General features: G+C 65.9%; 20 protein-coding genes, 2 tRNA genes, 3 rRNA genes and 1 pseudogene. 14 read left to right on the forward strand and 12 right to left on the reverse strand.

The features are described 5' to 3' along the window. Positions 1-186 precede the first annotated feature (186 nt). On the forward strand, positions 187-1,650 hold the full coding sequence (lpdA, locus tag MXA07_RS03000) for a dihydrolipoyl dehydrogenase (protein ID WP_247730575.1): 1,464 nt from the start codon (positions 187-189) through the stop codon (positions 1,648-1,650). A 233-nt stretch (positions 1,651-1,883) separates the two neighbouring features. Then, positions 1,884-3,056: a multicopper oxidase domain-containing protein gene (locus MXA07_RS03005; RefSeq protein WP_247730576.1), complete on the forward strand. Its 1,173-nt coding sequence runs from the start codon at positions 1,884-1,886 to the stop codon at positions 3,054-3,056. Positions 3,057-3,125: 69 nt separating this feature from the next. Here the strand turns inward: MXA07_RS03005 and MXA07_RS03010 are convergent. Together MXA07_RS03010 and MXA07_RS03015 are read right to left on the reverse strand one after the other, a co-directional pair. Then, positions 3,126-3,415: pseudogene (locus MXA07_RS03010) on the reverse strand (DUF7521 family protein). Continuing rightward, a complete protein-coding gene (locus MXA07_RS03015) occupies positions 3,412-3,789 on the reverse strand; it encodes a winged helix-turn-helix domain-containing protein (protein WP_247731699.1) in 378 nt (125 codons plus the stop codon). Before MXA07_RS03015 ends, MXA07_RS03010 begins: the two are co-directional and overlap by 4 nt. Positions 3,790-4,840: 1,051 nt before the next feature. Between MXA07_RS03015 and MXA07_RS03020 the strand changes: the two genes are divergently transcribed. From MXA07_RS03020 to MXA07_RS03040, 5 genes are all read left to right on the forward strand, one after another. Continuing rightward, a 16S ribosomal RNA gene (locus MXA07_RS03020) occupies positions 4,841-6,313 on the forward strand. A 155-nt stretch (positions 6,314-6,468) separates the two neighbouring features. Further along, a tRNA-Ala gene (locus tag MXA07_RS03025) sits at positions 6,469-6,540 on the forward strand. A 205-nt stretch (positions 6,541-6,745) separates the two neighbouring features. Then, positions 6,746-9,664, forward strand: a 23S ribosomal RNA gene (locus MXA07_RS03030). Positions 9,665-9,780: 116 nt separating this feature from the next. After that, positions 9,781-9,902: ribosomal RNA gene (gene rrf, locus MXA07_RS03035) — 5S ribosomal RNA — on the forward strand. The 16S, 23S and 5S rRNA genes sit together here with 2 tRNA genes alongside, the layout of an rRNA operon. 114 nt (positions 9,903-10,016) lie before the next feature. Continuing rightward, positions 10,017-10,093, forward strand: a tRNA-Cys gene (locus MXA07_RS03040). Between the two features lie 276 nt (positions 10,094-10,369). On the opposite strand, the gene MXA07_RS03045 is transcribed toward MXA07_RS03040, so the two are convergent. The 3 genes from MXA07_RS03045 to MXA07_RS03055 form a co-directional block, all read right to left on the reverse strand. Next, the gene (locus MXA07_RS03045) at positions 10,370-10,801 is read right to left on the reverse strand and encodes an SRPBCC family protein (protein ID WP_247730577.1); all 432 of its coding nucleotides are present in this window, start codon (positions 10,799-10,801) and stop codon (positions 10,370-10,372) included. A gap of 81 nt (positions 10,802-10,882) precedes the next feature. Next, positions 10,883-11,737, reverse strand: coding sequence for a hypothetical protein (locus tag MXA07_RS03050; protein ID WP_247730578.1), 855 nt, complete (start codon positions 11,735-11,737; stop codon positions 10,883-10,885). Positions 11,738-11,801: 64 nt separating this feature from the next. Then, positions 11,802-12,389 carry a flavodoxin domain-containing protein gene (locus MXA07_RS03055; protein WP_247730579.1) on the reverse strand — a complete coding sequence of 196 codons (588 nt, stop codon included), beginning with the start codon at positions 12,387-12,389 and terminating at the stop codon, positions 11,802-11,804. A gap of 108 nt (positions 12,390-12,497) precedes the next feature. On the opposite strand from MXA07_RS03055, the gene MXA07_RS03060 reads away from it, so the two are divergent. The 5 genes from MXA07_RS03060 to MXA07_RS03080 all read left to right on the forward strand — a co-directional run bounded on the left by MXA07_RS03060 (position 12,498) and on the right by MXA07_RS03080 (position 16,670). Next, on the forward strand, positions 12,498-12,926 hold the full coding sequence (locus MXA07_RS03060; RefSeq protein WP_247730580.1) for a CopG family ribbon-helix-helix protein: 429 nt from the start codon (positions 12,498-12,500) through the stop codon (positions 12,924-12,926). A gap of 232 nt (positions 12,927-13,158) precedes the next feature. Continuing rightward, complete coding sequence (locus MXA07_RS03065; RefSeq protein WP_247730581.1) at positions 13,159-14,184, forward strand: metal ABC transporter substrate-binding protein; 1,026 nt, start codon at positions 13,159-13,161, stop codon at positions 14,182-14,184. Then, entirely contained in the window at positions 14,181-14,960 is a 780-nt protein-coding gene (locus MXA07_RS03070) for a metal ABC transporter ATP-binding protein (RefSeq protein WP_247730582.1), read from the forward strand. Before MXA07_RS03065 ends, MXA07_RS03070 begins: the two co-directional genes overlap by 4 nt. Positions 14,961-15,073: 113 nt before the next feature. Beyond that, complete coding sequence (locus tag MXA07_RS03075; RefSeq protein WP_425492211.1) at positions 15,074-15,928, forward strand: metal ABC transporter permease; 855 nt, start codon at positions 15,074-15,076, stop codon at positions 15,926-15,928. Between the two features lie 76 nt (positions 15,929-16,004). Further along, entirely contained in the window at positions 16,005-16,670 is a 666-nt protein-coding gene (locus tag MXA07_RS03080) for an LUD domain-containing protein (protein ID WP_247730584.1), read from the forward strand. A gap of 29 nt (positions 16,671-16,699) precedes the next feature. Here MXA07_RS03080 and MXA07_RS03085 read toward each other — a convergent pair whose 3' ends face one another. The 4 genes from MXA07_RS03085 to MXA07_RS03100 form a co-directional block, all read right to left on the reverse strand. After that, positions 16,700-18,085 carry an ABC transporter permease gene (locus MXA07_RS03085; protein ID WP_247730585.1) on the reverse strand — a complete coding sequence of 462 codons (1,386 nt, stop codon included), beginning with the start codon at positions 18,083-18,085 and terminating at the stop codon, positions 16,700-16,702. Then, entirely contained in the window at positions 18,078-19,298 is a 1,221-nt protein-coding gene (locus MXA07_RS03090; protein WP_247730586.1) for an ABC transporter permease, read from the reverse strand. The genes MXA07_RS03085 and MXA07_RS03090 overlap by 8 nt, the downstream gene beginning before the upstream one ends. Next, positions 19,295-20,077, reverse strand: a complete 783-nt coding sequence (locus tag MXA07_RS03095; RefSeq protein WP_247730587.1) for an ABC transporter ATP-binding protein — start codon at positions 20,075-20,077, stop codon at positions 19,295-19,297. Before MXA07_RS03095 ends, MXA07_RS03090 begins: the two co-directional genes overlap by 4 nt. A gap of 202 nt (positions 20,078-20,279) precedes the next feature. After that, the gene (locus tag MXA07_RS03100) at positions 20,280-22,049 is read right to left on the reverse strand and encodes a CARDB domain-containing protein (RefSeq protein WP_247730588.1); all 1,770 of its coding nucleotides are present in this window, start codon (positions 22,047-22,049) and stop codon (positions 20,280-20,282) included. A 496-nt stretch (positions 22,050-22,545) separates the two neighbouring features. On the opposite strand from MXA07_RS03100, the gene MXA07_RS03105 reads away from it, so the two are divergent. Next, a complete protein-coding gene (locus tag MXA07_RS03105; RefSeq protein ID WP_247730589.1) occupies positions 22,546-23,622 on the forward strand; it encodes a hypothetical protein in 1,077 nt (358 codons plus the stop codon). Between the two features lie 94 nt (positions 23,623-23,716). Here the strand turns inward: MXA07_RS03105 and uppS are convergent, their stop codons facing one another. Continuing rightward, positions 23,717-24,682, reverse strand: a complete 966-nt coding sequence (gene uppS / locus MXA07_RS03110) for a polyprenyl diphosphate synthase (protein ID WP_247730590.1) — start codon at positions 24,680-24,682, stop codon at positions 23,717-23,719. A gap of 262 nt (positions 24,683-24,944) precedes the next feature. On the opposite strand from uppS, the gene MXA07_RS18140 reads away from it, so the two are divergent. Continuing rightward, the gene (locus MXA07_RS18140) at positions 24,945-25,067 is read left to right on the forward strand and encodes a hypothetical protein (protein WP_282102535.1); all 123 of its coding nucleotides are present in this window, start codon (positions 24,945-24,947) and stop codon (positions 25,065-25,067) included. A gap of 214 nt (positions 25,068-25,281) precedes the next feature. Here the strand turns inward: MXA07_RS18140 and MXA07_RS03115 are convergent, their stop codons facing one another. Both MXA07_RS03115 and MXA07_RS03120 read right to left on the reverse strand, forming a co-directional pair. Further along, entirely contained in the window at positions 25,282-25,842 is a 561-nt protein-coding gene (locus tag MXA07_RS03115) for a metal-dependent hydrolase (RefSeq protein ID WP_247730591.1), read from the reverse strand. A 159-nt stretch (positions 25,843-26,001) separates the two neighbouring features. Further along, positions 26,002-26,997 (reverse strand): NAD-dependent epimerase/dehydratase family protein, encoded by a 996-nt coding sequence (locus MXA07_RS03120; protein ID WP_247730592.1) that lies wholly within the window; start codon positions 26,995-26,997, stop codon positions 26,002-26,004. Between the last annotated feature and the right edge of the window lie 2 nt (positions 26,998-26,999).

The raw sequence follows: 26,999 nt of genomic DNA on the forward strand, positions 1-26,999 counted from the left end.
ACTGGTCGGCCGTCACCGATCTCCGCACCGACTGTTCGAGACGCGGCGGTCGATATTCGTCGCCTTTTCGCGTCAAAACTGGCCGTTAAGTGGACGAACGTGGTCGAATACGCCGGGAGAGCGGGCACTCCGCTCGGCGCGATACCTGCCAGTTTTTATAGCTCCGTCGATACCGTGTAGATAGCTATGGTCGTCGGAGACGTTACCACCGGAACGGACGTGCTGGTGATCGGCGCGGGACCCGCGGGCTACGTCGCCGCCATCCGGGCGGGCCAGCTCGATCTCGACGTCACGCTCGTCGAGAAGGACGCCTACGGCGGTACCTGTCTGAACTACGGCTGCATTCCCTCGAAAGCGATGATCACGGCCACGGACGTGGCCCACGAGGCGGGCAACGCCGAGGAGATGGGGATCCACGCCGAACCCGCGATCGACCTCGCGGGGATGGTCGGCTGGAAGGACGACGTCGTCGACCAGCTCACCGGCGGGGTCGAGAAGCTCTGCAAGGCAAACGGCGTCTCGCTGATGGAGGGAACCGCGACGTTCGCCGACGAGAACACCGTTCGCGTCTCCCACTCCGGCGAGGGGCAGGGCTCGGAGTCCGTCCAGTTCGAACACGCCATCGTCGCGACGGGCTCGCGTCCCATCCGGATTCCCGGCTTCGACTTCGCCGACGACCCCGTCCTCAGCTCCCGACAGGCCCTCGCGCTCGAGACCGTCCCCGAGTCGCTGGTGCTCGTCGGCGCCGGCTACATCGGGATGGAACTCGCCGGCGTCTTCGCGAAGCTCGGCACCGACGTCACCGTCGTCGAGATGCTCGATGATGCGCTGCCCGGCTATCCCGACGACCTCACGCGCCCGGTGAAAGAGCGGGCCGAGGAACTCGGCATCGACTTCCACTTCGGTTACAGCGCCGCGGAGTGGCAGGACCTGGGCGACGGCATCCGCGTGGTGGCGGAGCCCGCGGAGGCTGTGGCCGGCGACGGCGGAAGCGCCGAAACCGTCGAAGCCGAGGCGCTCGAACTCGACACGGAGAAGGTGCTGGTCGCCGTCGGTCGCCAGCCGGTCTCTGACACGCTCGACCTCGAGGCTGCGGGCATCGAGACCGACGATCGCGGCTTCATCCAGACGGACGATCGCGCGCGATCGGACGTCGAGCACATCTTCGCCGTCGGCGACGTCGCGGGCGAGCCCATGCTGGCCCACAAGGGGAGCTACGAGGGCCAGGTCGCCGCCGAGGTGATCGCCGGCGAGCCGTCGGCGATCGACTACCAGGCGATGCCCGCGGTCGTCTTCACCGACCCCGAGATCGCCACGGTCGGGATGACCGAGGACGAGGCCGAGGACGCCGGCTTCGAACCAATCGTCGGCAAGTTCCCCTTCCGCGCGAGCGGCCGCGCGCTGACGACCGGCCACGCGGATGGCTTCGTCAAGATCGTCGCGGACGAGGAGAGCGAGTTCGTCCTCGGCGCCTCGGTCGTCGGGCCCGAGGCCTCCGAACTGCTCGGCGAACTCGGCCTGGCGGTCGAACTCGGCGCGACGCTCGAGGACGTCGCCGGGACGATCCACGCCCACCCGACGCTCTCGGAGTCGGTCATGGAGGCCGCCGAGAACGCGCTCGGCCACGCGATCCACACGCTCAACCGGTAGCGAGCGTCGTCCACCGTTCTCGACCGGCGGTTCGTCGTCGTTCGGTAGCCGACGCCGTCGGACTGTGTTCCGTTCGCCCCGGCGTCGACGACCAGCAGCCACCGGGCCGTGTTGGCGGCCCCGCCCGTCGACGTACCGGGTGGACGAACATCTTCGCCGAACCCGATCGTCACTCTCGCCGGGCGGGAACCGGCTCCACCCCTTGATACCGCGGGGCTTCAAGCCCTACCTGTATGAGAACCCACGGTCCCTCTCTCGATCGGCGGACGCTCCTCGCGACGACCGGCGCCGGCGCCCTGGCCGGGCTGGCGGGTTGCCTCGGCTTCGGGAACGACGAGAAACCCGCCTCTCCCGCTGCAGCGAGCGGCGGCGACGAAGCTGGCCGCGCTGACGCCGAATCGAACGGCTCCCTGACCGACCACGAGTACACCCAGCCCGCACCCGTGATCGACGTCCAGGAGCAGGGCCACGAGTCGACGATGCGGACCGTCCCCGCTCGCCACGAGCTGGTGACCTCCGAGGCGAAGGGCGGCCCGCTCGAGTTACCCGAGGTCTGGGCCTGGCAAGCCGACGACCACGCGCCGAGCGTGCCGGGGCCGCGCTATCGCGTGCCCGAGGGCGAGACGTTCGAGATCCACTTCGAGAACACCGAGCACGACCGGAGCCACACGATCCACCTGCACGCGCTCGCGAAGGACTGGAAGGACGACGGCGTGCCGTCCACGACGGGCATTCAGGTTAACCCGGGCGAATCACACACCTACACCTACGAGGCCGACGTCCCCGGGACGCACCTCTATCACTGTCACTTCCAGACGGCCAACCACATGGACATGGGGATGTACGGGCTCGTGCGCGTGACTCCCGATGACGAGGACCCGCCGGATCGCGAGTACTTCCTCACGCTGCGCGAGTGGGATAGCGACCTCCACCACCGGGAGGCCGGCGCCGACGACGTCTCCTACGACACCGCCGAGCGCGACCCGACGCTGTACACCATCAACGGGCGGTCCGCGCCGACGACCTACCACCCCGAACAGGGGACGCCGCTGATCGCCAGCGCGGGCGAGCGGGTCCGCGTCCACGTCGTCAACGCCGGGTACGAGAACCACGGCTTCCACACCCACGGCCACCGCTTCGAGGTCGTCGAGAAGGACGGGACGCCGATCCCGCCGGAGCGACGCACCGAGATGGACGTCCTCGACGTCGCCCCCGCCGAGCGCTACGCCGTCGAACTGACGACCGACAGCGACCCGGGCATCTACCCGGTCCACTGTCACAAGGTCGATCACGTGACCAACGACGGCAGCTACCCCGGCGGGATGGTGACCGCACTCGTCTACGAGGAGGTCATGGACAGCCCCGAGTTCCGGTCCGTCATGGACGCGGCCGGCTACGAGGGCTGAGTGTGCTCCCCGATCCCGTTTGACCACGGTGAAAACGCGGTCGAACCGTCGATCACGTAGACGGACCTCTCACTGCACGTACAGCGAGTACGCGATGACGGTAAAGCCGATCAGTACCAGCACGCTCTCGACGAGGACGCCGAGCTCGATGCTGACCCCGAGGATCTCGTGGAGGAGGCCGGCGAAGGCCAGGCCGAGCGTCACGAGCCCGAATCCGCCGGCCAGGAATCCGAGCGCGCGCTGTCTCGTCCGCCGATACGCCTTGAACGCGAAGAAGGTGATGAGGCCCCGACGAGCAAGACGAGCGTCTTCACGACGGCGAGCGCGACGGTCACCTCCGTTGTGGTTATGATGCTCATGTTTCTCGTCTGACCTCCGACCACAGGTCCGCGAGCCGCTCGTCGGCCGACCGCGCCGGCCGTTCGACGGCGACGCCCAGCGTGTGGTCCTGTTCCATCGTGATTCTGATCTCGTCGAACGCGATCGCGTACTTGCTCGCGTGGTGGCCGTCCCGCCGGATCTCCGTCGACTCCTCCAAGAGCGTCGCGTCGGTTAGCAACTCCAGCTTTCGGTACAGCGTCGACTGCGGGATGTCACAGCGTTCCTGTATTTCCGAGGCGGTGAGTGGCTCCTCGAGGGCGTGAATGATCTCTCGACAGTCCGGATCGTCGAGTGCCGCACAGATTTCGGCGGCCGACGGAACGTGTCTGGATGCGATCGGATCCCGGACCATTCGTGCGAGGCTACTCATCCACTCCACATAGGCGCGTCGGTACCTCCTGTCCCGTGGGACGGCCGATCCTGCCACGTTACCGGCGACATCGGCCCGAACGGACCAGCTCGCCAGAACGAACCACAAGCGAACGGACAGCGTCGCCGGAGCGAAGTATCCTTACGCACGCGGGCCCGAGCATGGACGCGCGAGTATCATTCGACGGGACCGTACCTGCGAGGGTGGAATGACCGTCCGTCCTCCGCTCGCGCAACAGTCTCACCGTGGTCGCCGACACGGTCGAACGTTCTCACCGCGAATAGCCTGCCAGCGGCACGTCCTCGCCGCTGACCCCGGGCCGACTGTCGGCACTCGTTCATCGATACTCGCCTCCCGGGACGTTCGGCCAGCCTACAGGGCACTCGCTGCCAATTTTATATACCTCGTCGACGGTGGCGGGACGTGCAAAACCGTCCCATGGTACAGCGGTTCGATGCGAAGTTCGTTCGACGGCCTTATATAGGAACCCGGCACTCGGATAGAATGCGAACGACGTGGCGCACACCGCCACTCCCTCCGGCCGCACCACGGCGCGGAGGCAGGAACCATCCACCCTCGATCGACGGTTCGTCCGTCGGGTATCAGGAACGACTTCGTCCCTGCACGAAGCAGGCAGACGAAGACGACGCCCTTATATACTATGGACGTTTACGATCTGATCCACGATCGTTCGCCCGGATGCGACTTCCGGGCGAGCTCCGATCCGATGCCCTTAAGTGATCGAGGGCGCTCGGATGGAATGCAAACGTGTGATCGCCGGCGCGACTCGCGCCGGTGGTCGGACGGTTCGGGTTCGAAGGGGTTAAGTACCTCTCCGAACGTACGAATACGTCCGAAGGAAATGAGGATTCCACCCCTGCGGTCCGCCGTACAGATGGGATCTGATGTTAGCCTCGACAGTTCGGTGACGCCCGATTGGTCGATTCGATCGGATCGCCGAACGTGGACCACGCAATGTGTGAGTGTGTACCAACATTCACCGCCAAACTCCCTGGCTCTGCCAGGGGATAGCATTCCGGTTGATCCTGCCGGAGGTCATTGCTATTGGAGTCCGATTTAGCCATGCTAGTTGTACGAGTTCAGACTCGTAGCAAATAGCTCAGTAACACGTGGCCAAACTACCCTGTCGATCGGGATAACCTCGGGAAACTGAGGCTAATACCGAATACGGCTCGATGCCTGGAACTGGCTCGAGCCCGAAACGCTCCGGCGCGACAGGATGTGGCTGCGGCCGATTAGGTAGACGGTGGGGTAACGGCCCACCGTGCCGATAATCGGTACGGGTTGTGAAAGCAAGAGCCCGGAGACGGAATCTGAGACAAGATTCCGGGCCCTACGGGGCGCAGCAGGCGCGAAACCTTTACACTGCACGATAGTGCGATAGGGGGACTCCAAGTGCGAGGGCATATAGTCCTCGCTTTTCACTACCGTAAGGTGGTAGTAGAATAAGAGCTGGGCAAGACCGGTGCCAGCCGCCGCGGTAATACCGGCAGCTCGAGTGATGACCGCTATTATTGGGCCTAAAGCGTCCGTAGCCGGCCAGGCAAGTCTGTCGGGAAATCCGCACGCCTAACGTGCGGGCGTCCGGCGGAAACTGCTTGGCTTGGGACCGGAAGATCCAGAGGGTACGTCTGGGGTAGGAGTGAAATCCTGTAATCCTGGACGGACCACCGGTGGCGAAAGCGCTCTGGAAGGACGGATCCGACGGTGAGGGACGAAAGCTAGGGTCACGAACCGGATTAGATACCCGGGTAGTCCTAGCCGTAAACGATGTCTGCTAGGTGTGGCACAGGCTACGAGCCTGTGCTGTGCCGTAGGGAAGCCGTGAAGCAGACCGCCTGGGAAGTACGTCCGCAAGGATGAAACTTAAAGGAATTGGCGGGGGAGCACTACAACCGGAGGAGCCTGCGGTTTAATTGGACTCAACGCCGGACATCTCACCAGCACCGACAGTAGCCGTGAAGATCAGTGTGATGAGCTTATTGGAGCTACTGAGAGGAGGTGCATGGCCGCCGTCAGCTCGTACCGTGAGGCGTCCTGTTAAGTCAGGCAACGAGCGAGACCCGCACTCCTAATTGCCAGCAACACCCTTGAGGTGGTTGGGTACATTAGGAGGACTGCCAGTGCCAAACTGGAGGAAGGAACGGGCAACGGTAGGTCAGTATGCCCCGAATGTGCTGGGCGACACGCGGGCTACAATGGCCGAGACAGTGGGATGCAACCCCGAGAGGGGGCGCTAATCTCCGAAACTCGGTCGTAGTTCGGATTGCGGGCTGAAACTCGCCCGCATGAAGCTGGATTCGGTAGTAATCGCGCCTCAGAAGGGCGCGGTGAATACGTCCCTGCTCCTTGCACACACCGCCCGTCAAAGCACCCGAGTGAGGTCCGGATGAGGCCGTCGAAAGGCGGTCGAATCTGGGCTTCGCAAGGGGGCTTAAGTCGTAACAAGGTAGCCGTAGGGGAATCTGCGGCTGGATCACCTCCACAGACCGGGACCGGGGCGATGCCCCGGCCCACTTCGTCACGGATCGCGCTTCACCGCTCGATCCGTGCGGTCCGACGTCGCGCGATCGCCGTTTCGGCCGATCGGGCACCTTTGAACTGTCGAGGCTAACGATACGCCCCCTCACTCGAGGGGGTGGGCCCATAGCTCAGTGGGAGAGTGCCTCCTTTGCAAGGAGGATGCCCTGGGTTCGAATCCCAGTGGGTCCATCTCTCGGGTGACGATCGCGAACCGTGCCCCTTAAGTGGGAGACGGCGCAACGATCTGATCCCGAAGATAACCGATGCACCACTCCGCGCAAGCGTGGGTGGGAAGGGTTGATGCAGGCCGGCTGTCGACCGGCGTGCAGATGAGACTGTGTGTACGTGTAGTCCAGGCGTCCACTGGACCCGTTCCCGGGTCACTACGATCCGACGAACGTGGCTACTGTGCCAGCTGGTGGATCGCTCGGCTCGAGAGCCGATGACGGACGTGCCAAGCTGCGATAAGCCCAAGGGACCCGCACGGAGGGGAAGAACTTGGGATCTCCGAATGGGAATCCCCACCGCAATTGCTTCGCGCAATGGGGAACGTCGAGAATTGAAACATCTTAGTATCGACAGGAATAGAAAGCAAATCGCGATGTCGTGAGTAACGGCGAGTGAAACCGACACAGTCCAAACCGAAGCCTTCGGGCAATGTGGTGTTCGGACTGACTCTCATCATCGGAAAATCTGCGAGAAATCTCCTGGAACGGAGTGCGAGACAGGGTGACAGCCCCGTATCGCAGGTTAGTACGTTGTGCGTCAGCTCCAGAGTATCGGGGGTTGGATATCCCTCGTGAATATCGCGGGCATCGACCGCGAAGACTAAACACTCCTCGAGACCGATAGCGAACAAGTAGCGTGAGCGAACGCTGAAAAGCACCCCAAGAAGGGAGGTGCAATAGGGCGTGAAATCAGTTGGCGATAGAGCGACGGGGCATGAAAGGTCCGACCGAGAATGAATCAGGTGCGAACCTGTAGTAAGACCGGTCGGAAGCCGATGTTCCGTCGTACGTTTTGAAAAACGAACCAGGGAGTGTGCCTGTTTGACGAGTCTAACCCGGTCATCGGGGAAGGCGTAGGGAAACCGATATGGTCGCAGTGCTTTGCACCAGGACCACCGTGTTCAAGCGCGGGGAGTCAAACGGGCACGACCCGAAACCGGACGATCTAGGCGTGGGCAAGGTGAAGCGTACCGAAAGGTACGTGGAGGCCTGCTAGCGTTGGTGTCCTACAACACCCTCGCGTGACCCGTGTCTAGGGGTGAAAGGCCCATCGAGTCCGGAAACAGCTGGTTCCAACCGAAACATGTCGAAGCATGACCTCTGCCGAGGTAGTTTGTGGGGTAGAGCTACGGATTGGGTGACCGCACTCCGAGAGGAGTGCGCCACCCTGTCCAACTCCGAACCTACGAACGCCGTCGACGCAGGGAGTCCGGTATGCGGGGTAAGCCTGTGTACCGTGAGGGAGACAACCCAGAGCTGGGTTAAGGTCCCCAAGTGTGGACTAAGTGCGATCGAAGGTGGTCGCAAGCCCTAGACAGCCGGGAGGTGAGCTTAGAAGCAGCTACCCTCTAAGAAAAGCGTAACAGCTTACCGGCCGAGGTTTGCGGCGCCGAAAATGATCGGGGCTCAAGTCCACCACCGAGACCTGGCGGCGCGATTTACATCGCGATCCAGTAGGTTGGCATTCCGTTCGGGTGGAAGCACGGGAGAGATCTCGTGTGGACCGTGCGGTAACGAAAATCCTGGTCATAGTAGCAGCGTTAGTCGGGTGAGAACCCCGACGGCCGAACGAGTAAGGGTTCCTCAGCAATGCTTATCAGCTGAGGGTTAGCCGGTCCTAAGTCTCACCGCAACTCGAGTGAGTCAAAAGGGAAACAGGTTAATATTCCTGTGCCAGTGTGCATTGAAAGTCGACGCTTTTGGGTCGCCCAAGCCGGGCCTTCGCCCGGTCGAACTGTCAAAGTTCGTGGAAGCCGTAATGGCACGAAGCGAACGAACGGCAGGATAGCGAAAGTTGGGTCAACCGAGAGCCCGTGAAAAGACGAGCACACTGTCCGTACCGAGATCCGACACAGGTACTCGTGGCAGCGAAAGCCAAGGCCTGTCGGGATCAACCGACGTTAGGGAATTCGGCAAGTTAGTCCCGTACCTTCGGAATAAGGGATGCCTGCCCCGCAAAGGGGCAGGTCGCAGTGACTCGGGCGCTCCGACTGTCTAGTAACAACATAGGTGACCGCAAATCCGCAAGGACTCGTACGGTCACTGAATCCTGCCCAGTGCAGGTATCTGAACACCCCGTACAAGGGGACGAAGGACCTGTTAACGGCGGGGGTAACTATGACCCTCTTAAGGTAGCGTAGTACCTTGCCGCTTCAGTAGCGGCTTGCATGAATGGATCAACGAGAGCGCCACTGTCCCAACGTTGGGCCCGGTGAACTGTACGTTCCAGTGCGGAGTCTGGAGACCCCCAAGGGGAAGCGAAGACCCTATAGAGCTTTACTGCAGGCTGTCGCTGAGACGTGGTCGCCATTGTGCAGCATAGGTAGGAGTCGTTACACAGGTGCGTGCGCCAGCACGTCGCCGAGACATCATTGAAATACTACCCGATGGTGACTGCGACTCTCACTCCGGGAGGAGGACACCGGTAGCCGGGCAGTTTGACTGGGGCGGTACGCGCCTGAAAAGATATCGGGCGCGCCCCAAGGTTTCCTCACTCGGGTCGGAGACCCGAGGAAGAGCGCAAGAGCATACGGAAGCCTGACAGTGTCCGGCACAACGACGGACGCTGACGCGAAAGCGTGGTCTAGCGAACCAATTAGCCTGCTTGATGCGGGCAATTGCTGACAAAAAAGCTACCTTAGGGATAACAGAGTCGTCACTCGCAAGAGCACATATCGACCGAGTGGCTTGCTACCTCGATGTCGGTTCCCTCCATCCTGCCCGTGCAGAAGCGGGCAAGGGTGAGGTTGTTCGCCTATTAAAGGAGGTCGTGAGCTGGGTTTAGACCGTCGTGAGACAGGTCGGTTGCTATCTATTGGGGGTGTTATGGTTCCTGACGGGAACGTTCGTATAGTACGAGAGGAACTACGAATGGGTGCCACTGGTGTACCGGTTGTTCGAGAGAGCACGTGCCGGGCAGCCACGCACCACGGGGTAAGAGCTGAACGCATCTAAGCTCGAAACCCACCTGAAAAAGAGGAACCGCCGAGACCACTCGTAGAAGACGAGTTCGATAGACTCGGGGTGTACGCACCGAGGCAACGAGGTGTTGAGCCCGCGAGCACTAACAGGTCGAGCCACCATTCATATTCGCATGGATCGTATGGACCCGGAACGGGTCCAGGCGTTAACTGGACTACACGTATGACACAGTCACCACCGACACTGGCGTTCGTCGTGGTTCGATTCCACGAGTCGGCATTAAGGCGGCCACAGCGGTGGGGCAACACCCGTACCCATTCCGAACACGGAAGTTAAGCCCACCTGCGTATCGGCCAGTACTGGAGTGGGAGACCCTCTGGAAACTCCGATTCGCCGCCTCCATTCATTTCAAGCCCACACAGCTCTCGCTGTGTGGGCTTTTTGTATTTATAGCGGAGTGGCCGATCGCGGTCCATCCGCTACGCTTAAACGAATCGGGTTGGTAGTGACATCTGCGCCAAGGTGGCAGAGTTCGGCCCAACGCATCCGCCTGCAGAGCGGAACCCCCGCCGGTTCAAATCCGGCCCTTGGCTCTTCTGACCGAGCATCGCGAGGTCGAAGAGCCGAACGGCTGCGATTTGAACCCTGCCAGTCGCAGCGCGAACGAAGTGAGCGACCGTCTGGCTCCGGTTCAAATCCGGCCCGTGGCTTGCTGGCGCGAACAACTCGTGAGCGAGGCGATCAAACAACGGATTTGAAGCCTACGAGTCGCAGCTGGCGAGCGGAGCGAGCCAGACGTCTCGGTCCGGTTCAAATCCGGCTCGCGGCCAATCACGGGCGATTTGGCCGTTGAATTCTTGCATCGCTGCTCACGCGGTCGATGATTGATCGCCGGCCGTCGATTCGAGATACTCGAGCTGGGCGGTCAGTTCCCGTCGGCGCTGCCGTTTGATCACCGTCGCGTCGAGAACGGCGCCGACGATCGCCACGTCGAGTGCGAACTCCGTCGTGGCGGTCACGTCGGTCCCGTCGGGCATCGATTGGACGTCGTACGTCGTCTGCATCTCCTCGAAGATCCCGTCTCGCTGGTCGATCCGCAGTGTCGCGTCGGCGTCGTCGACGACGGCGAGTTCGAGTTCGATATGCGCGATTCCGACTCGGTTGGCGACGTGGATCGTCCGGCCCGACACCTCGACTTCGTCGAAACCGGCCGCGCGCGTGAACGCTTCGAGGTCGTCCATCGCGTCGCGGACGGCATCCACGGGGGCGGCGATCTCCCTGGATACGGTGACCGTTTGCATACGATCGTCTTGACGCGCCAGGGTGAAACGTCCCTCGCCGAACGAAGCCAATTGGAAGCCGACGCTTTCGAATCGACGACCTTACGCGTCGTTCCCAGCTGAGCCCGTTACGACACGTTCCGGTCTTGGCGTGATAGAACGAAGGAACCGAACCATCAGGAACACGCTGATCAGAGTCAACGCTCCGAAGATTACAATTTGGGCCAGCGGAACGCTCGCTCCGTCACGAATCATGAACGCCGCCATCGCGAGCACGGCGCCGCCGAGCGTGGCGATCTTCACGAGCAGGATGGTGGTGAACACGTACCCCCAGGGGTGGCGATTCCAGAGCCAGTACGCGGTGAGGACGAACGCGGGGACGATGATGCCGAGATCGAGCGAATAGATGACGGAGGTCGGGAGCTCGGCGTCTGCAATACTCGGCGGCGTCGTCCCGGAAATAGTGGCCGGCAGGATCTCAGAGAGCCACAGGAAGGCTATCAGGAGGCTCAACAGCAAGTGGAACCCGATGTACGGACGGACCGATTTCGCGCCGATCGATCGCTTCAACGCGGTGGCATCGAGCCGCGCCACTCCGCCGACGAAGGAAAACAGCGTCAGCCAGAGCAGCGTCGTGTACACCAGGTACAGTTCGTTGAACGCGGTCGTGAACGCGTACGAGGCGTAGGTGTACAGCAGGTACCCCATCACGCCGAGCCAGACGATGTACCCTCGAACCGATCCGCGAACGGCGAAAAATAGCGAGAGCGCCAGGGCGGGAACCGCGACGACGAGCGTCAGCAAATCCTGGCCGTAGACCTGCGGGAGCAACACCGGCGCGTCGCGGTAGAAGTCCGGGACGAACAGCCCGACGGTTGTGGCGATGACCGTCAACACGAGGATGGCGACGGTCGCGAGGATGTACGGGCGCGGGACGGAGACGGGCGCGTCGGCCATGGTGGCTCTCTCCTCACCCGGTTGCAATAACCGTCGTGGTATCCGAGCGCGCTGGGCCCGTTTGTCAGCCTTCGGTCCCATCATTTTCGTCGCCAGTCGGCGGGGCAATACCGAGCCGCCCCTCGACGAACGCGGCGACGTCGGCGGCGAACGCGTCGACCTCGTCCCAGTCGGTGAACTCCGCGTCCCTGGTGGTATCCGCGTCGGGCATCGACCGCTTGACGATCTGTTTCATCACCAACCGTTTGAGGAAGCCGTACTTCGAGTAGCGCAACGCGCCGCCGAAGAGGCCGATTCGATCCGGGTGCCACTCGGTCTCGTCGACGAATGCCTCGACGTACGATGCTGCCTGTGGCTGGCCCTCCTCGGTCGCCGAGGACAACGAGACCTGAAAGAACGCGGTCGGTATCGAATTCAGGGCGTCCGCGTGCGCGCGGACGAACTCGGTGACCGCCCGCTGGTGAGTGCCGGCGTGCACCGACGCCCCGACGAGGACGGCCTCGAAGTCCTCGAGGGCGAGATCCGGCGTGATTTCGGCCGCGTTCTCGACGGTGGCCTCGTGGCCGCGTGCCGCCAGGGCATCGCCGATGCGGGTGGCTACGTTTTCGGTCTGTCCCTCGCCGGTTCCGTACAATATCAGGAACGATACCACGTCACATCACCGGTACAGGTACTCGTTCGATTTCTATAAAACGACGGCCGAATCGACGGCGCCGACCGGATACGAATGTTTACCAATTTTGGGCCGTTCAGGGACACTATGAGCGTCGTCAGCGTCTCGATGCCGGAAGCGTTACTGGAGCGAATCGACCAGTTCGCCGACGAGCACGGGTACACCGGCCGGAGCGAGGTGCTCCGGGAGGCCAGTCGGTCGCTCCTCGGCGAGTTCCAGGACGATCGTCTCGACGGTCGGCCGTTGATGGCCGTCGTAACGGTCGTCTTCGAGTACGATTCGCCGAGCGTCGAAGAGGCGATGATCCACCTGCGGCACGAGCACGAGGAGGTCGTGACCTCGAGTTTCCACAGTCACGTGGGCGATCACCTCTGCGTGGAACTGTTCGTTCTCGAGGGATCGCTGGACGACATCTCGACGGTCGTCGGCGAGATTCGGGCCACGGACGAGACGCTGACCACCGACTATTCGCTCCTCCCCGTCGACGACGTCGGGCCGTTCGCCGAACTGGAGTGATCGGTTGCCGGCATCGATTCGATGTCGGAATCGAGCGGTGCCGTCGTGAGTGGACTGCCCTCCGGTTCGACTGTTCTGTTTGCGACCCGCGGGGACAGATTCGGTTCGTATCCACATGCGAAACCGGTCGATGTTCGTGCGCCGGTCGACTCGTTCGGCAACCGCCCCTAATTAACATATCTGTCGATCCCTTTAACAGCTCTTATTAATATGGGAGAAATTATTGTTAACCATGCCTCGAATCACACGACGTCGATTCACGGCGGGTGCTCTCGGCGCGACCCTGGGGGCGGTATCGGGTTGTCTCGACGCCGCCACGAGTGACGATTCCGACGACGGGCGGTCGACGGCGCGAGCGTCGTTCTTCGTCTTCGGTGATTTCGCGAGCGAAGTCGCTGGCGACGTCTCGACCGCATCGACGCTGGTGCCGGTCGGCCAGCACGGCCACGGGTGGGAACCCGGGCCGCGCATTCAGGCGGAGGTGCTCGACTCGGACCTCTTCATCTACGGCATGGATGGGTTCCAGCCGTGGGCGGACGCCCTCGTGGCCAGTCTGCGCGCCGACGACGCCGACGTCGATATCGTCCCCGCCGGCGCGGGCGTCGAACCCGTCGACCGGGAGGCGGGCCACGAGGACGGCGACGGAAGCCACGACCACGACGGACACGATGGCGACGGCGCCCACGAGGAAGACGACGGAGACCACGATCACGACCACGGTGGCCGGACGGACCCGCACTTCTGGCTCGATCCGCTGCAGGCGAAGCAGGCCGTCGAAACGATTCGGCGGGGGTTCGTCGCGGTCGACGAGGCGAACGAGGCGACGTACGCGGAGACCGCGGCGTCGTATGGATCTCGCCTCGACGAACTCGATCGCGCGTTCGAGTCGGTCGTCTCGGACGCGTCGAACGACGTCGTGCTGGTCGCGGGCCACGACGCCTTCGGCCACCTGGCCCGGCGGTACGGTTTCGAGGTGCGAACGCTGACCGGACTTTCGCCCGACGCACGGCCGACGCCGAGGGACGTCGAGCGGGCCCGCAAGATCGTCGACGAGCACGACCTGCGCTACGTCTGTGCCGATCCACTCGAATCACAGCGCGCGGCTACCCAGATCGTCGAGGAGACAGACGCGATTGAGGTGCTTCCGTTGACGCCGATCCCGGGACAGACGGAGGCGTGGGCCGACGACGGATGGGGATACGTCGAGATCATGGACCGTGTCAATCTCGAGACGCTCGAGACGGCCCTCGACGCATGAGCGCGCCGAGCGACGCCGGGACGGCCGAGGCCGGACCCGAGCCGATCGTCCGGTTCGAGGACGTCTCGTTCGGGTACGGTGATCGGCCGGTCCTCGAGTCGATCTCGCTCGAGATCGAACCGGGCGCGTTCCTCGGGGTGGTCGGGCCGAACGGGAGCGGAAAGAGCACGTTGCTCGACCTGTTGCTCGGTCTTCGCCGGCCGGATTCGGGGTGCGTCACGCTGTTCGGCGATCCGGCCCACGCCTTCGAGGCGGGCGAGCGAATCGGGTACGTCCCGCAGGACGTCGCGCACTCGTCGGACGGGATGCCGATTACGGTCCGCGAGGTCGTCGCGATGGGCCGGTACCCGCGCCGGCCGGTCGGGCGATTCGACGATGACGATCGTCGCGCGATCGACGAGGCGCTGGCCGCCGTCGATATCGGGGCGATCGAATCGCGTCGCGTCGGACGACTGTCCGGCGGTCAGCGCCAGCGCGTCTTCGTCGCCAGGGCGCTCGCGGCCGACGCCGACCTGCTCGTCCTCGACGAACCGACGGTTGGTGTCGACGCGTCGTCCAGATCGTCCTTCTACGATCTCCTCGGCGAGCTTCACGCGTCGGGACTGACGGTCGTCCTCGTCGAACACGACGTGGGCGTCGTCACCTCGTACGCGACGGCGGTCGCCTGTCTCGATCGCCAACTGCACTTTCACGGCGATCCCGAGGAGTTCGCCGAATCGGACGCCATCGAACGCGCGTACGGAACCGACCACCGCGTCCTGCACCACGACCATTGACTATGTCCGCGAATACGCTCCTGGGGTCGTTCGCCGGATCACTTCGCCACATCCACCCTGGTTTCATTCGCGGCTGGTTCGAGTGGTTACTCAGCGACGTCTACGGGGCTGGAATGGAGGGCCTGAGCGAGCTGCTGGGCGTGGAGATGCTCGGCTATCCGTTCATGCAGCGCGCGTACCTGGCGGCGGTCTGCATCGGGATCGTCGGCCCGCTCGTCGGCACGTTCCTGGTCCACCGCGAGATGGCGATGATCGGCGACACGCTCGCGCACACGGCGTTCGCCGGCGTCGCCGTCGGGCTGTTCGTCGAGTCCGTCCTCTCGATATCGCTCCCGCCGATGCTGACTGCACTCGCCGTGGCGGTCGTCGCGGCGCTGCTCGTCGAAGTGCTCGTCGACCGCGCCGGCGAGTACAGCGATACCTCGCTCGCGATCGTGTTGACGGGCGGGTTCGCCGTCGGCAGCATCCTGATCAGCGCCACCGACGGCGGGATCGCCGTGGGCATCGACGCCTACCTCTTCGGCACTCTGGCGACCGTTTCGCGAGATCACGTCGGCGTCCTCGTCGCGATGACCGTCGCGGTCGCGGTTCTGGTCGCGCTGGCGTACCGCCCGCTCGTCTACGTCACGTTCGACCCGCGGGCCGCGCGGGCCGCACGACTCGACGTTCGCCTGTACGAACGTCTCGTGGTCGTCCTCACCGCGATCGTCGTGGTCGGGGCGATGCAGATCATGGGCGTCATCCTGGTCGCCGCGATGCTCGTTATCCCCGTCGCCGCGGCGAACCCGCTCGCCCGGAGCTTCGGGGAGTCGCTCCTGCTCGCCGTCCTCGTCGGCGTGGGTGCGGCCGTCGGCGGCGTCTCCCTCTCCTACGCCTACGGTCTCGCGACGGGCGGTTCGATCGTCGTCGCCGCGATCGCCGTCTACGCCGTCTCGATCGGGTTCGGCGGCTGGCGACGGTCGGGGTAGCCGGGGGTGACCGCTCGCTGGCGAGACCGGCAGTGGTAGGCAGTCCGCTTTATCGGCCGTGTGGTGACGGGGCTGTATGTCGGACGAGTACTACACGAAGGGTGATCTCGCGGCCGGACTCGACGAGGAAGCGTCGGCGTTCGACCAGGTGCCGGACGACGAGACGGTCCGGGCGGTCGTCGATCGCATCGAGGAGCGAAACGTCGCGGTGTCAGTCGTCGACGATCCCGACGAGGCCCGCGAGCTCCTCCGCGAGCGGATTCCCGATGGGGCGACGGTCAACGACGGCCACTCGACGACGCTCGAGGAGCTGGGCTTTACCGACGACCTCGAAGCGGCCGAGGATTTCGAGTACGTCGGCAATCGACTCGCCGAGATCGACGACGAGGCCGAACGGGCCGAGGTGCGCCGTGAAGCGGTGACGGCGGACGTCTTCTTCGACAGCGTCAACGCGATCGCGGCGACGGGCGAGTTACTCGGCGCGAACGCGCTCGGTAACGGCGTGGGGGCGTGGCCGTTCGGCGCGAAGAATCTGGTGCTCGTCGGCAGCACGAACAAGATCGAACCGAGCTGGGCGGCCGCGGTCGATCGCATCCGCGAGTACGCGCTCCCGCTGGAGGATGCCCGCGCGGCGGACGTCTACGGCCAGGGCAGCGTGGTCGGGAAACTGGTCAGCATCGAGTACGAGCGCGTCGACGACCGCACCGAACTCGTCCTGCTCGACGACCGGTACGGATTCTGAGGGCGATCGGCCGATACGCCGGCGGCGGATCAGTGCCCGCGCGTCGTCGACGCGGGGGCGGGCAGGCGCCAGACGGCGATCACGCCCGCGACGGTGCCGAGACCGATGGCGACGACGGCCGACAAGGGGAGTGCCGCGTCTGGAACGGCGACCAGCCCGTCGAACCCGACGACGCGGGCGACCAGGCGGTTGAGCGCGTCGGCCGCGGGGTCGGCGGCGGCGATGGCGACGAGCCAGCCGCCGAGGCCGACGAGCGCCCCCTGGACGAAGACGAGCGACGCGACGGAGCGGCCGCCGACGCCGACGGCGCGGAGGGTGCGAAACGTCTCGCGGCGCTGGTAGACGTGCAGCGCCAGGAGCGTGGCCGTCAGCGCGGCCCCGGTGAGGACGGCGACGGCGCCGAGCAGGCCCGCGCCGACGAAGACGGCGGTCTGCTGGCCGACGACGGCCTCGAGTTGCTCCTCGTTCGTCCGGACGGCGTACTCGGGGTACGCCGCCTGGAGCTCGTCGTGGACGGCCTCGACGTCCGCGCCGTCCGCGACGGTGATCGCGATCATGGTCGCGGCGTCGGTCCCGGCCGTGCCCGAGAGGGTCTGTAGCTCGCTGGTCCGGATCGTCACCGTAGGCGTGCCGAGGAACGAACTGAACGTGTTCGAGACGCCGACGACCTCGTAGCGCGTCTCCCGGGCACGGGTGATCGAACCGCCGAGGTGGAGTTCGTCGCCGACGGCGACGTCGAACCGCTCTGCGATCCGCTCGTCGATCAATACCTCCTTCGTGAGGGGCCCGTCGTACGTCCCGTCCGCGTAGTGGGTGTCGGACCCGGTGAAGCCCGATCCCTCCCGAATGCTCACCGCGCTGCCGCCGCCGGGGACGCCCGTCGCGACGACGGTCTCCAGGTTTTCGGGATCCGTCCCGACGTAGAGGGTCTGGAACGCCATGGGCGCGGCGGTCGAGACTTCCGGTCGCGATTCCATCTCGGCCGAAATTTCGTGGGCGTCGTGGATGGTCGCCTCGAACCCGCCGCCACCGGCGGTCGTCAGGCCGATCGACTCGCCCGTCACCCAGAGGTCGCGGTCGGCCCGGTCGAACTGCTGGGTCCCCGTCTCGAGGACGCCGGCGCTCGTGCCGGCGAGCAGGAGCAGCGTCAGGACCGCCAGCGCGACGCCCGCGACGGCCAGCAGCGTACGCCCGCGGGCGAACGCGAGGTCGCGCCAGGCAAGCCCGACGATCGCTCGCGCGCGCGTCGGGAACCCGCGGAGCCGGCCGCGCGCCGTCGGCGCGCCGGTCGGCGAACCCGCGTCGCCGGCACCGGTTCCGTCACGCTCGCTTGCGCCCGCTCCGTCCCCCGCGAACGGGCCGGCCGCGTCGCCGCCGGACGCGTCCCGGTCCTCGCCCGGTCGATCGTCAGCCACCGCGATCACCGTCCGCGTCGACCTGTCTGATCGCGATCGCGACGCTCGGGAGCGAACAGCCGGCGATCACCCACGCGACGAGCGGGCCGTAGACCAGCAAGAGCGGGTGAAAGGAGAGCGGTCCGTCCAGTCCCGTCAGCTCCCGGGCGAGCGCGTTACCCCCGCGAATGCTGGCGATCCCGAGCGCCGTGCCCGCGACCCCGCCCAGCGTCGCGAGGACGAACGCTTGGACGGCGAACAGCCCGCGCTGGCGCCGACGCGGAACGCCGATCGCGCGCAGCGTCTCGACGGCCCGTCGCTCCGAGAGGACGTCCATCGCGGTGGTGACGGCCACGAAGAGCGTGCCGACGAGGACCGAGACGACGAGGGCGGCCAGGCTCAACGCCAGCGGCAAGTCCGCGTCGCCGAGGCGACTCATCGCGAGCTCGTCGCTCGACCGGGCCTCGCTCGAGGGATAGACCGACTCGAGGGCCGCGGGATCGACGCCGTCGCCGCGGACGACGAACCGATCCGCCTCGCCGGGCGCGCCGGCGAGGGACTGGGCCGTCGAGAGGTCGAAGACGACCAGCGGCGTCGCGCTGGCGAGGCCGTCGGCTTCCCCCACGTCGACGACCGGATAGCTCGTCCCGCCGATCGCGATCGACTCGCCGCGCCCGACCGAGAGCTCGGCCGCGGCCCCGTCGCTCAGTATGGCGCCCTCCTGAGTCCGGAGCGCCGACGGGTCGATCCCGTAGAGGTCGACGCCGGCGCTCGGATCGACGCCCACCGCCAGCACGAAGGTGCTGTCGTCGGTCCGGACGACATCCGTCCGGACGGGACTCACGCCTTCGACGCCGTCGATCGCGCGCATTCGCTCGGCGCCCTCCTCGACCGACCCGAACGACGGGCCGCCGGTCGCCACGAGCGGCGAACCGGACGAATCGGCGGGGCTCACCCAGTACTCCTGGGCGCCGAGGCCGGTCGCCGGCGCGACGAGTCCCAGCGAGAGCCCGGAGACGACGAGCAAGAGCGCCACCGCGATGGCGACGCCGCCGACGGCGGCCAGGCTCCGTCGCGGTGCGGTTCGACGCAAGCGGGTCCAGGTTCGACGGACGGCCAGGCCCAGCCATCCGATCCGTCGCCGGAGCCACGTCCGAACGGTATCGGTCCGTTCCGGGTCGACCGACGGCGGGGCACAATCGTCGCTCGTCCGCCCCGGCTCGTCCGCGCTCATGGGACGTTCGCGGTGGCGCGATCGACGCGGGCGCCGTCCCGCAGGCGGATCACCCGGTCGACCGATCGGAGGATCGATTCGTCGTGCGTCGCGAGGACGACGGCGCGGTCGTCCGCGTGCGCCCGGAGAATCGAGAGCACGCCCCGGCCGGTTTCGGCGTCGAGCTCGCCCGTGGGTTCGTCTGCGATGAGCAGGTCCGGGTCCGTCACCAGCGCGCGGGCGATGGCGACGCGCTGGCGTTCGCCGCCGCTCAACTGTCCGGGGCGGTGATCCAGCCGGTCGCCCAGCCCGACCGAGCCCAGTAGCGCCTCGGCGCGCTCGCGTCGCTTCGACCGGGCGACGCCGAGTTCGACGAGCGGCAACGCCACGTTCGTCCGGGCGCTAAAGGACTCGAAGAGGCGGAAATCCTGGAAGACGAACCCGACGTGTCGCAGGCGGTGGCGAGTCAATTCGGCCGGCGTGCAGGCGCCGAGGTCGGTTCCGGCGGCGACGACGCGGCCCTCGTCGGCCCGTTCGAGGCCGGCGAGGATCGACAGGAGCGTCGACTTCCCGCTCCCGCTCGGGCCCGCGATGGCGACCAGTTCGCCCCGCTCGATCGAGACTGAGACGTCGTCGACGGCGGTGACGGTCGGCCGCTCGGGCGGGTCGGCCCACCACCGCAGCCGGGCGAACCGACCGGGACCGGCCCGTCGGTAGGCCTTGCGGACGTCGGACGCGCGGACGAGCGTCTCACCGGTCGACTCGTCCGCCGGCGTCGCCTGGGTCGTGAGCTCTGTCATCGGATTCGGACATCGAGACGCGACCGTCGCCTCGACGGTCAGTTACTGATGGTCGGCGATCCGACCGCATGAATGTTTGGCCATCCGGCGGCCCGCGTCCGAAAATGGGGGTCGACGCGGCCTCGAGCCGCCGGGTGCCGATCGTCGCCGCCCGCGCTCGACCGCGCGGCGGTTCTCCGGAGTCGATGCCGGCCGCTCCGGCTCAGTTCGCGCGGCGGGCGACCAGCAGGGCCGACGCGATCGCGAGCAGCGCCGCGACCGGTCCGAAGCCGGGGATGCCGTCGTCGTCGCCGTCGCCGGCGCCCTCTTCGACGGTGACGGTGCCGATGACGTCGTCGTCGATGGCGACCTCGTACTCGCCCGTCTCCTCGAAGGTGTGGGTGAAGGTGACGTCGCCCTGTTCGCCGGCGTCGAGGGTGATCGACCGGGTGTCGACGACCTCGCCGTCGATCAGGAGCTCGGCCGTGTGCGTGCCGGCCTGACCGCCTTCGTTGACGATCGTCGCGCTGATTCCGACCGAGTCGCCGGGCGCGACCGTCGTCTCAGTCACCTGGCCGTTTCCGGTGGAGAATTCGGCCGGTTCGGGCGGCTCCGGCGGCGGGGTGACGGTCACCGTGGCGATGTCGACGCCGTTGACCGTGTAGTTGTGCGTGCCGGCCCGCGGCGCGTCGGCGACCGTGACGGAGTCGGACGCGCCGGGCTCGAGGGTGACGGACTCCGAACCGACGACCGCGCCGTCGCGTTTGAAGGTCAGCGACGCCGTCCCCTCGCCGTCGCCGACGTTAGTGACCTTCGCGGTCAGTTCGACCGTCTCGCCCTGTTCGATCTCCGTCGCGGAGACGCCGGTCTTCGAGATCTCGAACGACGGTTCCGGGTCCGGCTCGTCCGGCGGCGGTGGCGGGATGTAGCCGCCGTCGTCTGGCGCGATCTCGATGGTTCCGCTGCTGGTCGCGATATCTTGCCCGTCACCGGTGACGGCGACGTGGACCCACCGATAGTCGCCTTCGGTCCAGTTGTCGTAGGTCTGCACGTCGATATTCGCGTCGGGATCCGCGTCGGTCTTCACCGCAGCCGAGCCGTCGAGCACCTCGCCCTCGGGTGTCTCGCCGAACGTAACCTCGCCGCCGAGGACGTCGGTGAGGTTCACCTCACCGTTGAGGGAGGTGAGACTCGACTCGATTTGCACGAGGTCTTGGTCGGCCGAGCCGTCGGGCTCCTCCGTCATGTTGATGGTGAGCTCACTGCTCGTGAACGTCGATTCGTGGTAGAGCGCGACCGCGTGGTTGACGTTGTTCGTGCCACCGACGGTCGCATCGGTGTCGATCGTAACCGTGTCGCCGGGCTCGGCGTCGCTCGCGGCGCCGTTGGAACTCCCGTCCTGGACGAAGAGTCCCTCAACCCCGACGAGGGTCGCGTTACCGTCGACGTAGAGGTCGTTGGACGTCTCGTTGACCGCGAGACCGTCGCCGTCGGTGCTATCGTTGGTCGCGACCATCACGACGTACTGGCCGGAGCCGTCGCCGAACGCGTCGTGGGCAGATGTATCGACCGTAATCTGTTCGGTGTCACTGTTGATTTCCAGGTTGGCCTGCTGGGCGAACGTCGCGTTCTCGTTGAGGTCGTCGAGGTCGTTCGCCTGGAGCAGCGTCAGCATGTCGTCGAACGTGGTGGGGAGGCCGGTATCGGTCCCCTCGCCGCTCGGGTCGAACTTGCCGACGACGACGGTCGCGGTTTCGCCCTTCAGATTATCGAGGGGGGCGTTACCCGACTCGCCCAGCGTCACCGTTACCGACGCCCCAGTCGGATAGATTCCCGTCTCTTCGTAAATCGGACCGATTTCTGTCCCGTCCCAGTGCTTGAGTCGGACGTATGGATTGTTGGTCGTCCAGTCGGCCGCGGTCGTATCAGCGCGTAGCGAGAGCGGAGTCCGGTCCCAGACCGAGAGGTTCTCACTCACCTGGTAGGACGTCACCGCGCTACTTTCGGTTACATCAGCTGATTGATATGGGGACGACGCCGCTGTCGTCGATGCTCCTGCGCTCGCTGCCGCGCCGGCCACGGGGGCGATGGCCAACATGACAACGACGAGTATCACTGCCGGTATACGCTGCATAGAACTACAATCCGAGTCACTGGAGTTATAGGTTTCCCATTATGTATTTCAGCAGTTACTGATATTTTGTGCCATGAAATAAGTTCGAAATCCGACCGGTGGACGGAACCGTCTGTATGGGGCCTGTGGCGGGCGATCATGCGGTTCGGCGCGTCGGCACTCTCGTCGGATCGTGGCGGTCGAAGGTTGCCGGCGTAATCCGGTGCTGGCAACGTAATAAATTCGACGTGTAGGAACGTAATCTCGCTAGCGGGCGAGCGATCGATCGGCTGGCCGACCGGTCGGATCGAAAGAATTACGGTCGCCTCCGCAGTCAATGGCCGGTAGCAACCCTGATTGCGCGTTGCCCCTCACCATGTCCCCGAAACACGCCCTTCTCGCCCTTCTCTTGATCGGTTGTGTCGGCGCGGTCACGCTCGCCGCGAGCGCAGCCCCGGCGTACGACCTCACGGCCTCCCAGTCGATCGACACCCCCGAACAAACGGTGAGCATTCACGGAAACACGTACACGATTACGTCCATCGCCACCGCGGCCCCGGACTCGTCCGTAACGGTCGACGTTACGGTGCCGGACGACACGTCGTACGCCGTGGATCTCTACAACGACGACGAACAGGTCGTCGTGGACCCGACCCTCGGAACTGGCTCCGGGACGGTCTCGGTCACGACCGAGGGCGTCGCCCCCGGGACCTACGCGCTCACGCTCCAGGCCGACAACGACTTTCGGGACGTCCAGCCCCTCGTCGTCGAGGGATACGACGTGTCGCTCTCCGCGCCGACGTCCGTCGAGGCCGGCACGCCCCTGACTGTGAGCGTCGACGCGACCCCGACCGCCTCGTCTGGGGACCCGGCGGGCGGCGTCGAAGTCGCCGTCTGGAACGGCGACACCACGCGCCGCGTCGACGCGGAGCCGGTCGACGGTGAGGCGTACGAGGCGACGATCGAGGGTCTCGAACCCGGCGAGTACGAGATCTACGCCGCGGCGCTCGGGAGCGGGACGGTGATGGGCGAACCCGAAGTGCTGGGCGCGACGGGTGATCGGACGGTGACGGTCACGAACGACGCCGGCGGTGACGACCCGCCGGATGACGGTGGCGACGACCCACCCGACGAGGACGACGGCGACGGAACTGACGACGGCGGTGACGGATCCGGCGACGGCGATTCCGGGACGTCGGACGACGCTGACGACGGATCCGGCGACGGCGGGACGGGTGCTGGCAGCGATGGCGACACGGGCGAATCCACCGACGGTACCGACGACGGAGACAACGAGTCCTCCGGGAGCGAGACGATCGACCCGACCGATCCCGCGGCGGACGACGGGGCGAACGGCGGCTCCGACGACGATCCGGTCCCCGGCTTCGGACTCGAAGCGCTCCTCGTCGGCGCGCTCGCAGGCCTCGCACTCGCGATTCGACGGGTCGACTGACGGCTCTCCTCGGTCGGAACGAACTGTACGAGCATGAACCGCCCGCTGACCGTCGTATTTGCCGTCCGCTTCTCCGGATGGCGAGCCCGCGCCGTCAGTCGTCGTCGGGCAGCGGCTCCGCGCCGTCGCCCTCGCCGGTAGCCGTTCCCTCCACGAGTCCGTCGATCGCCGCCGTTCGTTCGGCCCGGGGCAGGCTCTCGCGGAAGCGTTCGAAGATCCGCCTCGCCTCCGCGAGTTCGGGTTCGCCGACGGCTTTCAGGAGGGCGAGGGCGCGACGGGCGCGGGTTCGGCGCCAGGAGTGTTCGCGGTGTTCGTAGGTCCGGACGGCCCGGAGGAAGTCGGCTCGCGAGAAGGCGGGCCAGTGGGGCGTACAGAAGTAGACCGCGGCCTCGTTGCCGTTGGCGTGCCAGGGCAGGAAGTTGGAGGTGCGCTCGTCGCCGCCCGTCCGGATGATGAGGTCGACGTCCCGGACTGGCCGATCGTAGAGACGCGCTTCGATCGCGTCGACGTCGATCGCGTCCGGGTCGAGGCTGCCGGCGTCGACGTCGCGCGCGACGCTGCGGGCCGCGGCCAGCAACTCGTTGCGCCCGCCGTAGGCCAGCGCGACGTTGAGTCGGAACGCGTCGTAGCCCTCGGTGCGGGACTCGGCGTAGGTTACGGCGTCCCGGACGCGTTCGGGCAGGCGTTCGATCTCGCCGATCGCGCGGATACAGACGCCCTCCTCGTGGACGCGTTCGGAATCGGCGAACTCGTGCAATTTCTCGACCAGCAAATCGAACAGCGCTTCGTTTTGCTCCGCTGGCCGGTCAAAGTTCTCGGTCGAGAACGTATAGAGGGTCAGTTCCTCCACGCCCAGATCCTGACACCACTCGAGGACGTTTTCGGTGGTCTCCGCACCGGCGCGGTGCCCGGCGGTCGGCGCTTTGCCCTTGCGCCTTGCGTACCGACGGTTGCCGTCCTGGATGACGGCGACGTGATCTGGCGCGCGGTCCGTATCGAGTTCGCGCCGGAGCAGCCGCTCGTAATACGCGCGCAGTTTCCGGCGCAGCCCCTGGGGCATCGGTCCCCTTTTTGCCGTCTCGTGGTATGTGTGTTGTGGATTCCTGTCCGAATCCGTTCACGTTTGGCGGTCCCTACCTGTTGCACGCACCCGCATCGGCGTTTTCTCGCGATCGACGCTCGCCCGCGCCTTCGACTGGCGACGCTCGCCGACGCCGGCCGCTCCGCATCTCGGCCGCCTCCGTTCGATGAATTCTCCGATCGGTACGGATGTACTAACAATATAGCAGCAATTTATTACGTAGTAAGTGGTAGTAGAATTCATGGGTGAGACGTGTACGTGTCCGGAACCTGATCGGGTCGGGACTGTCCCCTGGCAGGACGACTACTGCCGACGCTGTGGAGGACGGCTCGAGGACGAGGTAGAACAGCCGGAGAACATCTAGTCCCCGGCGCCCGCTCCCATCTAGCGCGTCGAATGCGTCTAGGGCCAGAACGGTCGCCGACGGCCGAGTACGCTGGTCTCTAGAACCGCCGCGCCTCAATCTAGAACGCAGTTCTAGGGCCTCTTGGTGACGTCTAGATCCGAGAGTCACATCCTCCGGTTCGACCCTGCCGTCTAGGTTCGAGACCGGCCGGTCCGGGGTGACGTCGGATCGGCTATCGGTCGCCGCCGGTGGGAAACCCCGGTCGGTCGATCGCGTCGCGCACGTACGCTAGTCCCGGTCGGCCGTCGCGCAGCCAGACGCCGAGCGCGATCGCACCGAGGAGGAACTCGACGAGGAAGTACGGCTGCCCGAGCGAGTCGAGTAGCAGCCCCACGATCGTCGGCGGACCGCCCTCGTAGGGTTCGACGGACAGGACCGGCCACAGCAGCTGGTTCGCGGTTCCGTCGCCCCACAGGCTGGGTACGACGTCGACGAGCGTGTGCGAGAGCGACCCGACGGCGAAGGCGACGCCGACCGCCGGCCGATCGACGCGCCTGGCGACGAGGAAGACGGCGACGGCGAGCGGGACCAGCAGGAGGAGCGAGTGCGCGAGCGTCCGCCCGGTGGGCAACACCTCGAGTCGCCAGGCCAGCGGCTTATCGACCAGGTCGGGGAACTGGCTGCCGATCGCGAGCGCGACGATAGTTTCGACCGTCGGTGGCCCGAGTCGACGATAGCGCCGCCCGACCGCGTACAGGATGTAGGCGACGGCGAGGTGTCCCAGCGGCCACATCGTCTCGGCCTGTGCGGTGTGTGCTGATAAACGTCGCGGCTTCGGCCCGCAACGGGGATCGACGTGACGGCCCGCCCGCCGACGCGGTATCGTAGCTCGCGTCGCCGCGGTATCGGCGCGTCCGATCCGCCGGGCGAACCGCGCGTGTCGTCCGCCGGATCAGCGATCCAGGACGTCGCGATACCACTCGACGGTGCGACGGATCCCCGTCTCGACGTCGACCGTCGGCTCGAAGTTCAGCTCCGACCGGGCGCGCGAGACGTCCGCTTCCGAGTGCTCGATGTCGCCCGGGCGAGGGTCGGTGTGGACGATCTCCGCGTCGGAACCGGCCGCATCGCGGATCACCGCTGCGAGTTCGCGGATGGTGATCGAGCGGCCGGTCGCGACGTTGTAGGCCCGGCCGACGCGGTCGGCCGTCGCCGCGGCGAGGTTCGCCCGCACGACGTCGTCGACGAAGACGAAGTCGCGGGTCTGGCTCCCGTCGCCGTGGACGGTGATCGGACCGCCCGACAGCGCCTGCTCGACGAAGACGCGGATGACGCCCGCGTAGTCGCCGCCGCGCTGGCCCGGCCCGTAGACGTTGAAGTACCGGAGCGGGACGGCCTCGAGCCCGTAGAGATCGTGATAGAGCGCCGCGTAGCGGTCGTTCGCGAGCTTCTCCAGGCCGTACGGCGACGTGGGCGTCTTCGAGTCGGCCTCGGCGATCGGCGTCGCGTCGGGGGCCCCGTAGATGGCCGCGCTCGAGGCGAGGACGACTCGCGCGTCGTGGCGGCGCGCGGCTTCGAGCAGCGAGAGCGTCGCCGTGCCGTTGACCGCGTGGGTCGTCTCCGGATCCTCGACGGAGCGCTCGACGCTGACGACGGCCGCCTCGTGAAAGACCACATCGGCCTCGGCGACGGCCGCCTCGAGCGCGTCCGCGTCGCGAACGTCGGCCTCCAGAACGGCGGCCTCGCGCGGGACGGCCGTCCGGTCCCCGCTCGCGAACGAATCGAGGACGGTCACGTCGGCGATCGGCGCCAGCGCGGCCGCGACGTTCGACCCTATAAAGCCCGCGCCGCCGGTGACGAGCACGTCGCTGCCGGCCAGCTCGTCGGGGGGCGTGATTGGCTGGCGCGAGTCGGCGCTGCCTGCTGCGGCGGGTCCGGAATCGTCCATAC

Origin of the sequence: Halovivax limisalsi (assembly GCF_023093535.1) — an archaeon.
In the GTDB taxonomy this organism is placed as follows: Archaea; Halobacteriota; Halobacteria; order Halobacteriales; family Natrialbaceae; genus Halovivax; species Halovivax limisalsi.

Bases quoted from the DNA above. Each gene is read 5' to 3' on its own strand.
- MXA07_RS03115 (WP_247730591.1), bottom strand. From the start codon at position 25,842: ATGTGGCCGCTGGGACACCTCGCCGTCGCCTACATCCTGTACGCGGTC.
- MXA07_RS03090 (WP_247730586.1), bottom strand. From the start codon at position 19,298: ATGAGCGCGGACGAGCCGGGGCGGACGAGCGACGATTGTGCCCCGCCG.
- MXA07_RS03005 (WP_247730576.1), top strand. From the start codon at position 1,884: ATGAGAACCCACGGTCCCTCTCTCGATCGGCGGACGCTCCTCGCGACG.
- MXA07_RS03105 (WP_247730589.1), top strand. From the start codon at position 22,546: ATGTCCCCGAAACACGCCCTTCTCGCCCTTCTCTTGATCGGTTGTGTC.
- MXA07_RS03120 (WP_247730592.1), bottom strand. From the start codon at position 26,997: ATGGACGATTCCGGACCCGCCGCAGCAGGCAGCGCCGACTCGCGCCAG.
- MXA07_RS03060 (WP_247730580.1), top strand. From the start codon at position 12,498: ATGAGCGTCGTCAGCGTCTCGATGCCGGAAGCGTTACTGGAGCGAATC.
- MXA07_RS03050 (WP_247730578.1), bottom strand. From the start codon at position 11,737: ATGGCCGACGCGCCCGTCTCCGTCCCGCGCCCGTACATCCTCGCGACC.
- MXA07_RS03015 (WP_247731699.1), bottom strand. From the start codon at position 3,789: ATGGTCCGGGATCCGATCGCATCCAGACACGTTCCGTCGGCCGCCGAA.
- MXA07_RS03045 (WP_247730577.1), bottom strand. From the start codon at position 10,801: ATGCAAACGGTCACCGTATCCAGGGAGATCGCCGCCCCCGTGGATGCC.
- MXA07_RS03065 (WP_247730581.1), top strand. From the start codon at position 13,159: ATGCCTCGAATCACACGACGTCGATTCACGGCGGGTGCTCTCGGCGCG.
- MXA07_RS18140 (WP_282102535.1), top strand. From the start codon at position 24,945: ATGGGTGAGACGTGTACGTGTCCGGAACCTGATCGGGTCGGGACTGTC.
- uppS (WP_247730590.1), bottom strand. From the start codon at position 24,682: ATGCCCCAGGGGCTGCGCCGGAAACTGCGCGCGTATTACGAGCGGCTG.
- lpdA (WP_247730575.1), top strand. From the start codon at position 187: ATGGTCGTCGGAGACGTTACCACCGGAACGGACGTGCTGGTGATCGGC.
- MXA07_RS03080 (WP_247730584.1), top strand. From the start codon at position 16,005: ATGTCGGACGAGTACTACACGAAGGGTGATCTCGCGGCCGGACTCGAC.
- MXA07_RS03070 (WP_247730582.1), top strand. From the start codon at position 14,181: ATGAGCGCGCCGAGCGACGCCGGGACGGCCGAGGCCGGACCCGAGCCG.
- MXA07_RS03075 (WP_425492211.1), top strand. From the start codon at position 15,074: ATGGAGGGCCTGAGCGAGCTGCTGGGCGTGGAGATGCTCGGCTATCCG.
- MXA07_RS03095 (WP_247730587.1), bottom strand. From the start codon at position 20,077: ATGACAGAGCTCACGACCCAGGCGACGCCGGCGGACGAGTCGACCGGT.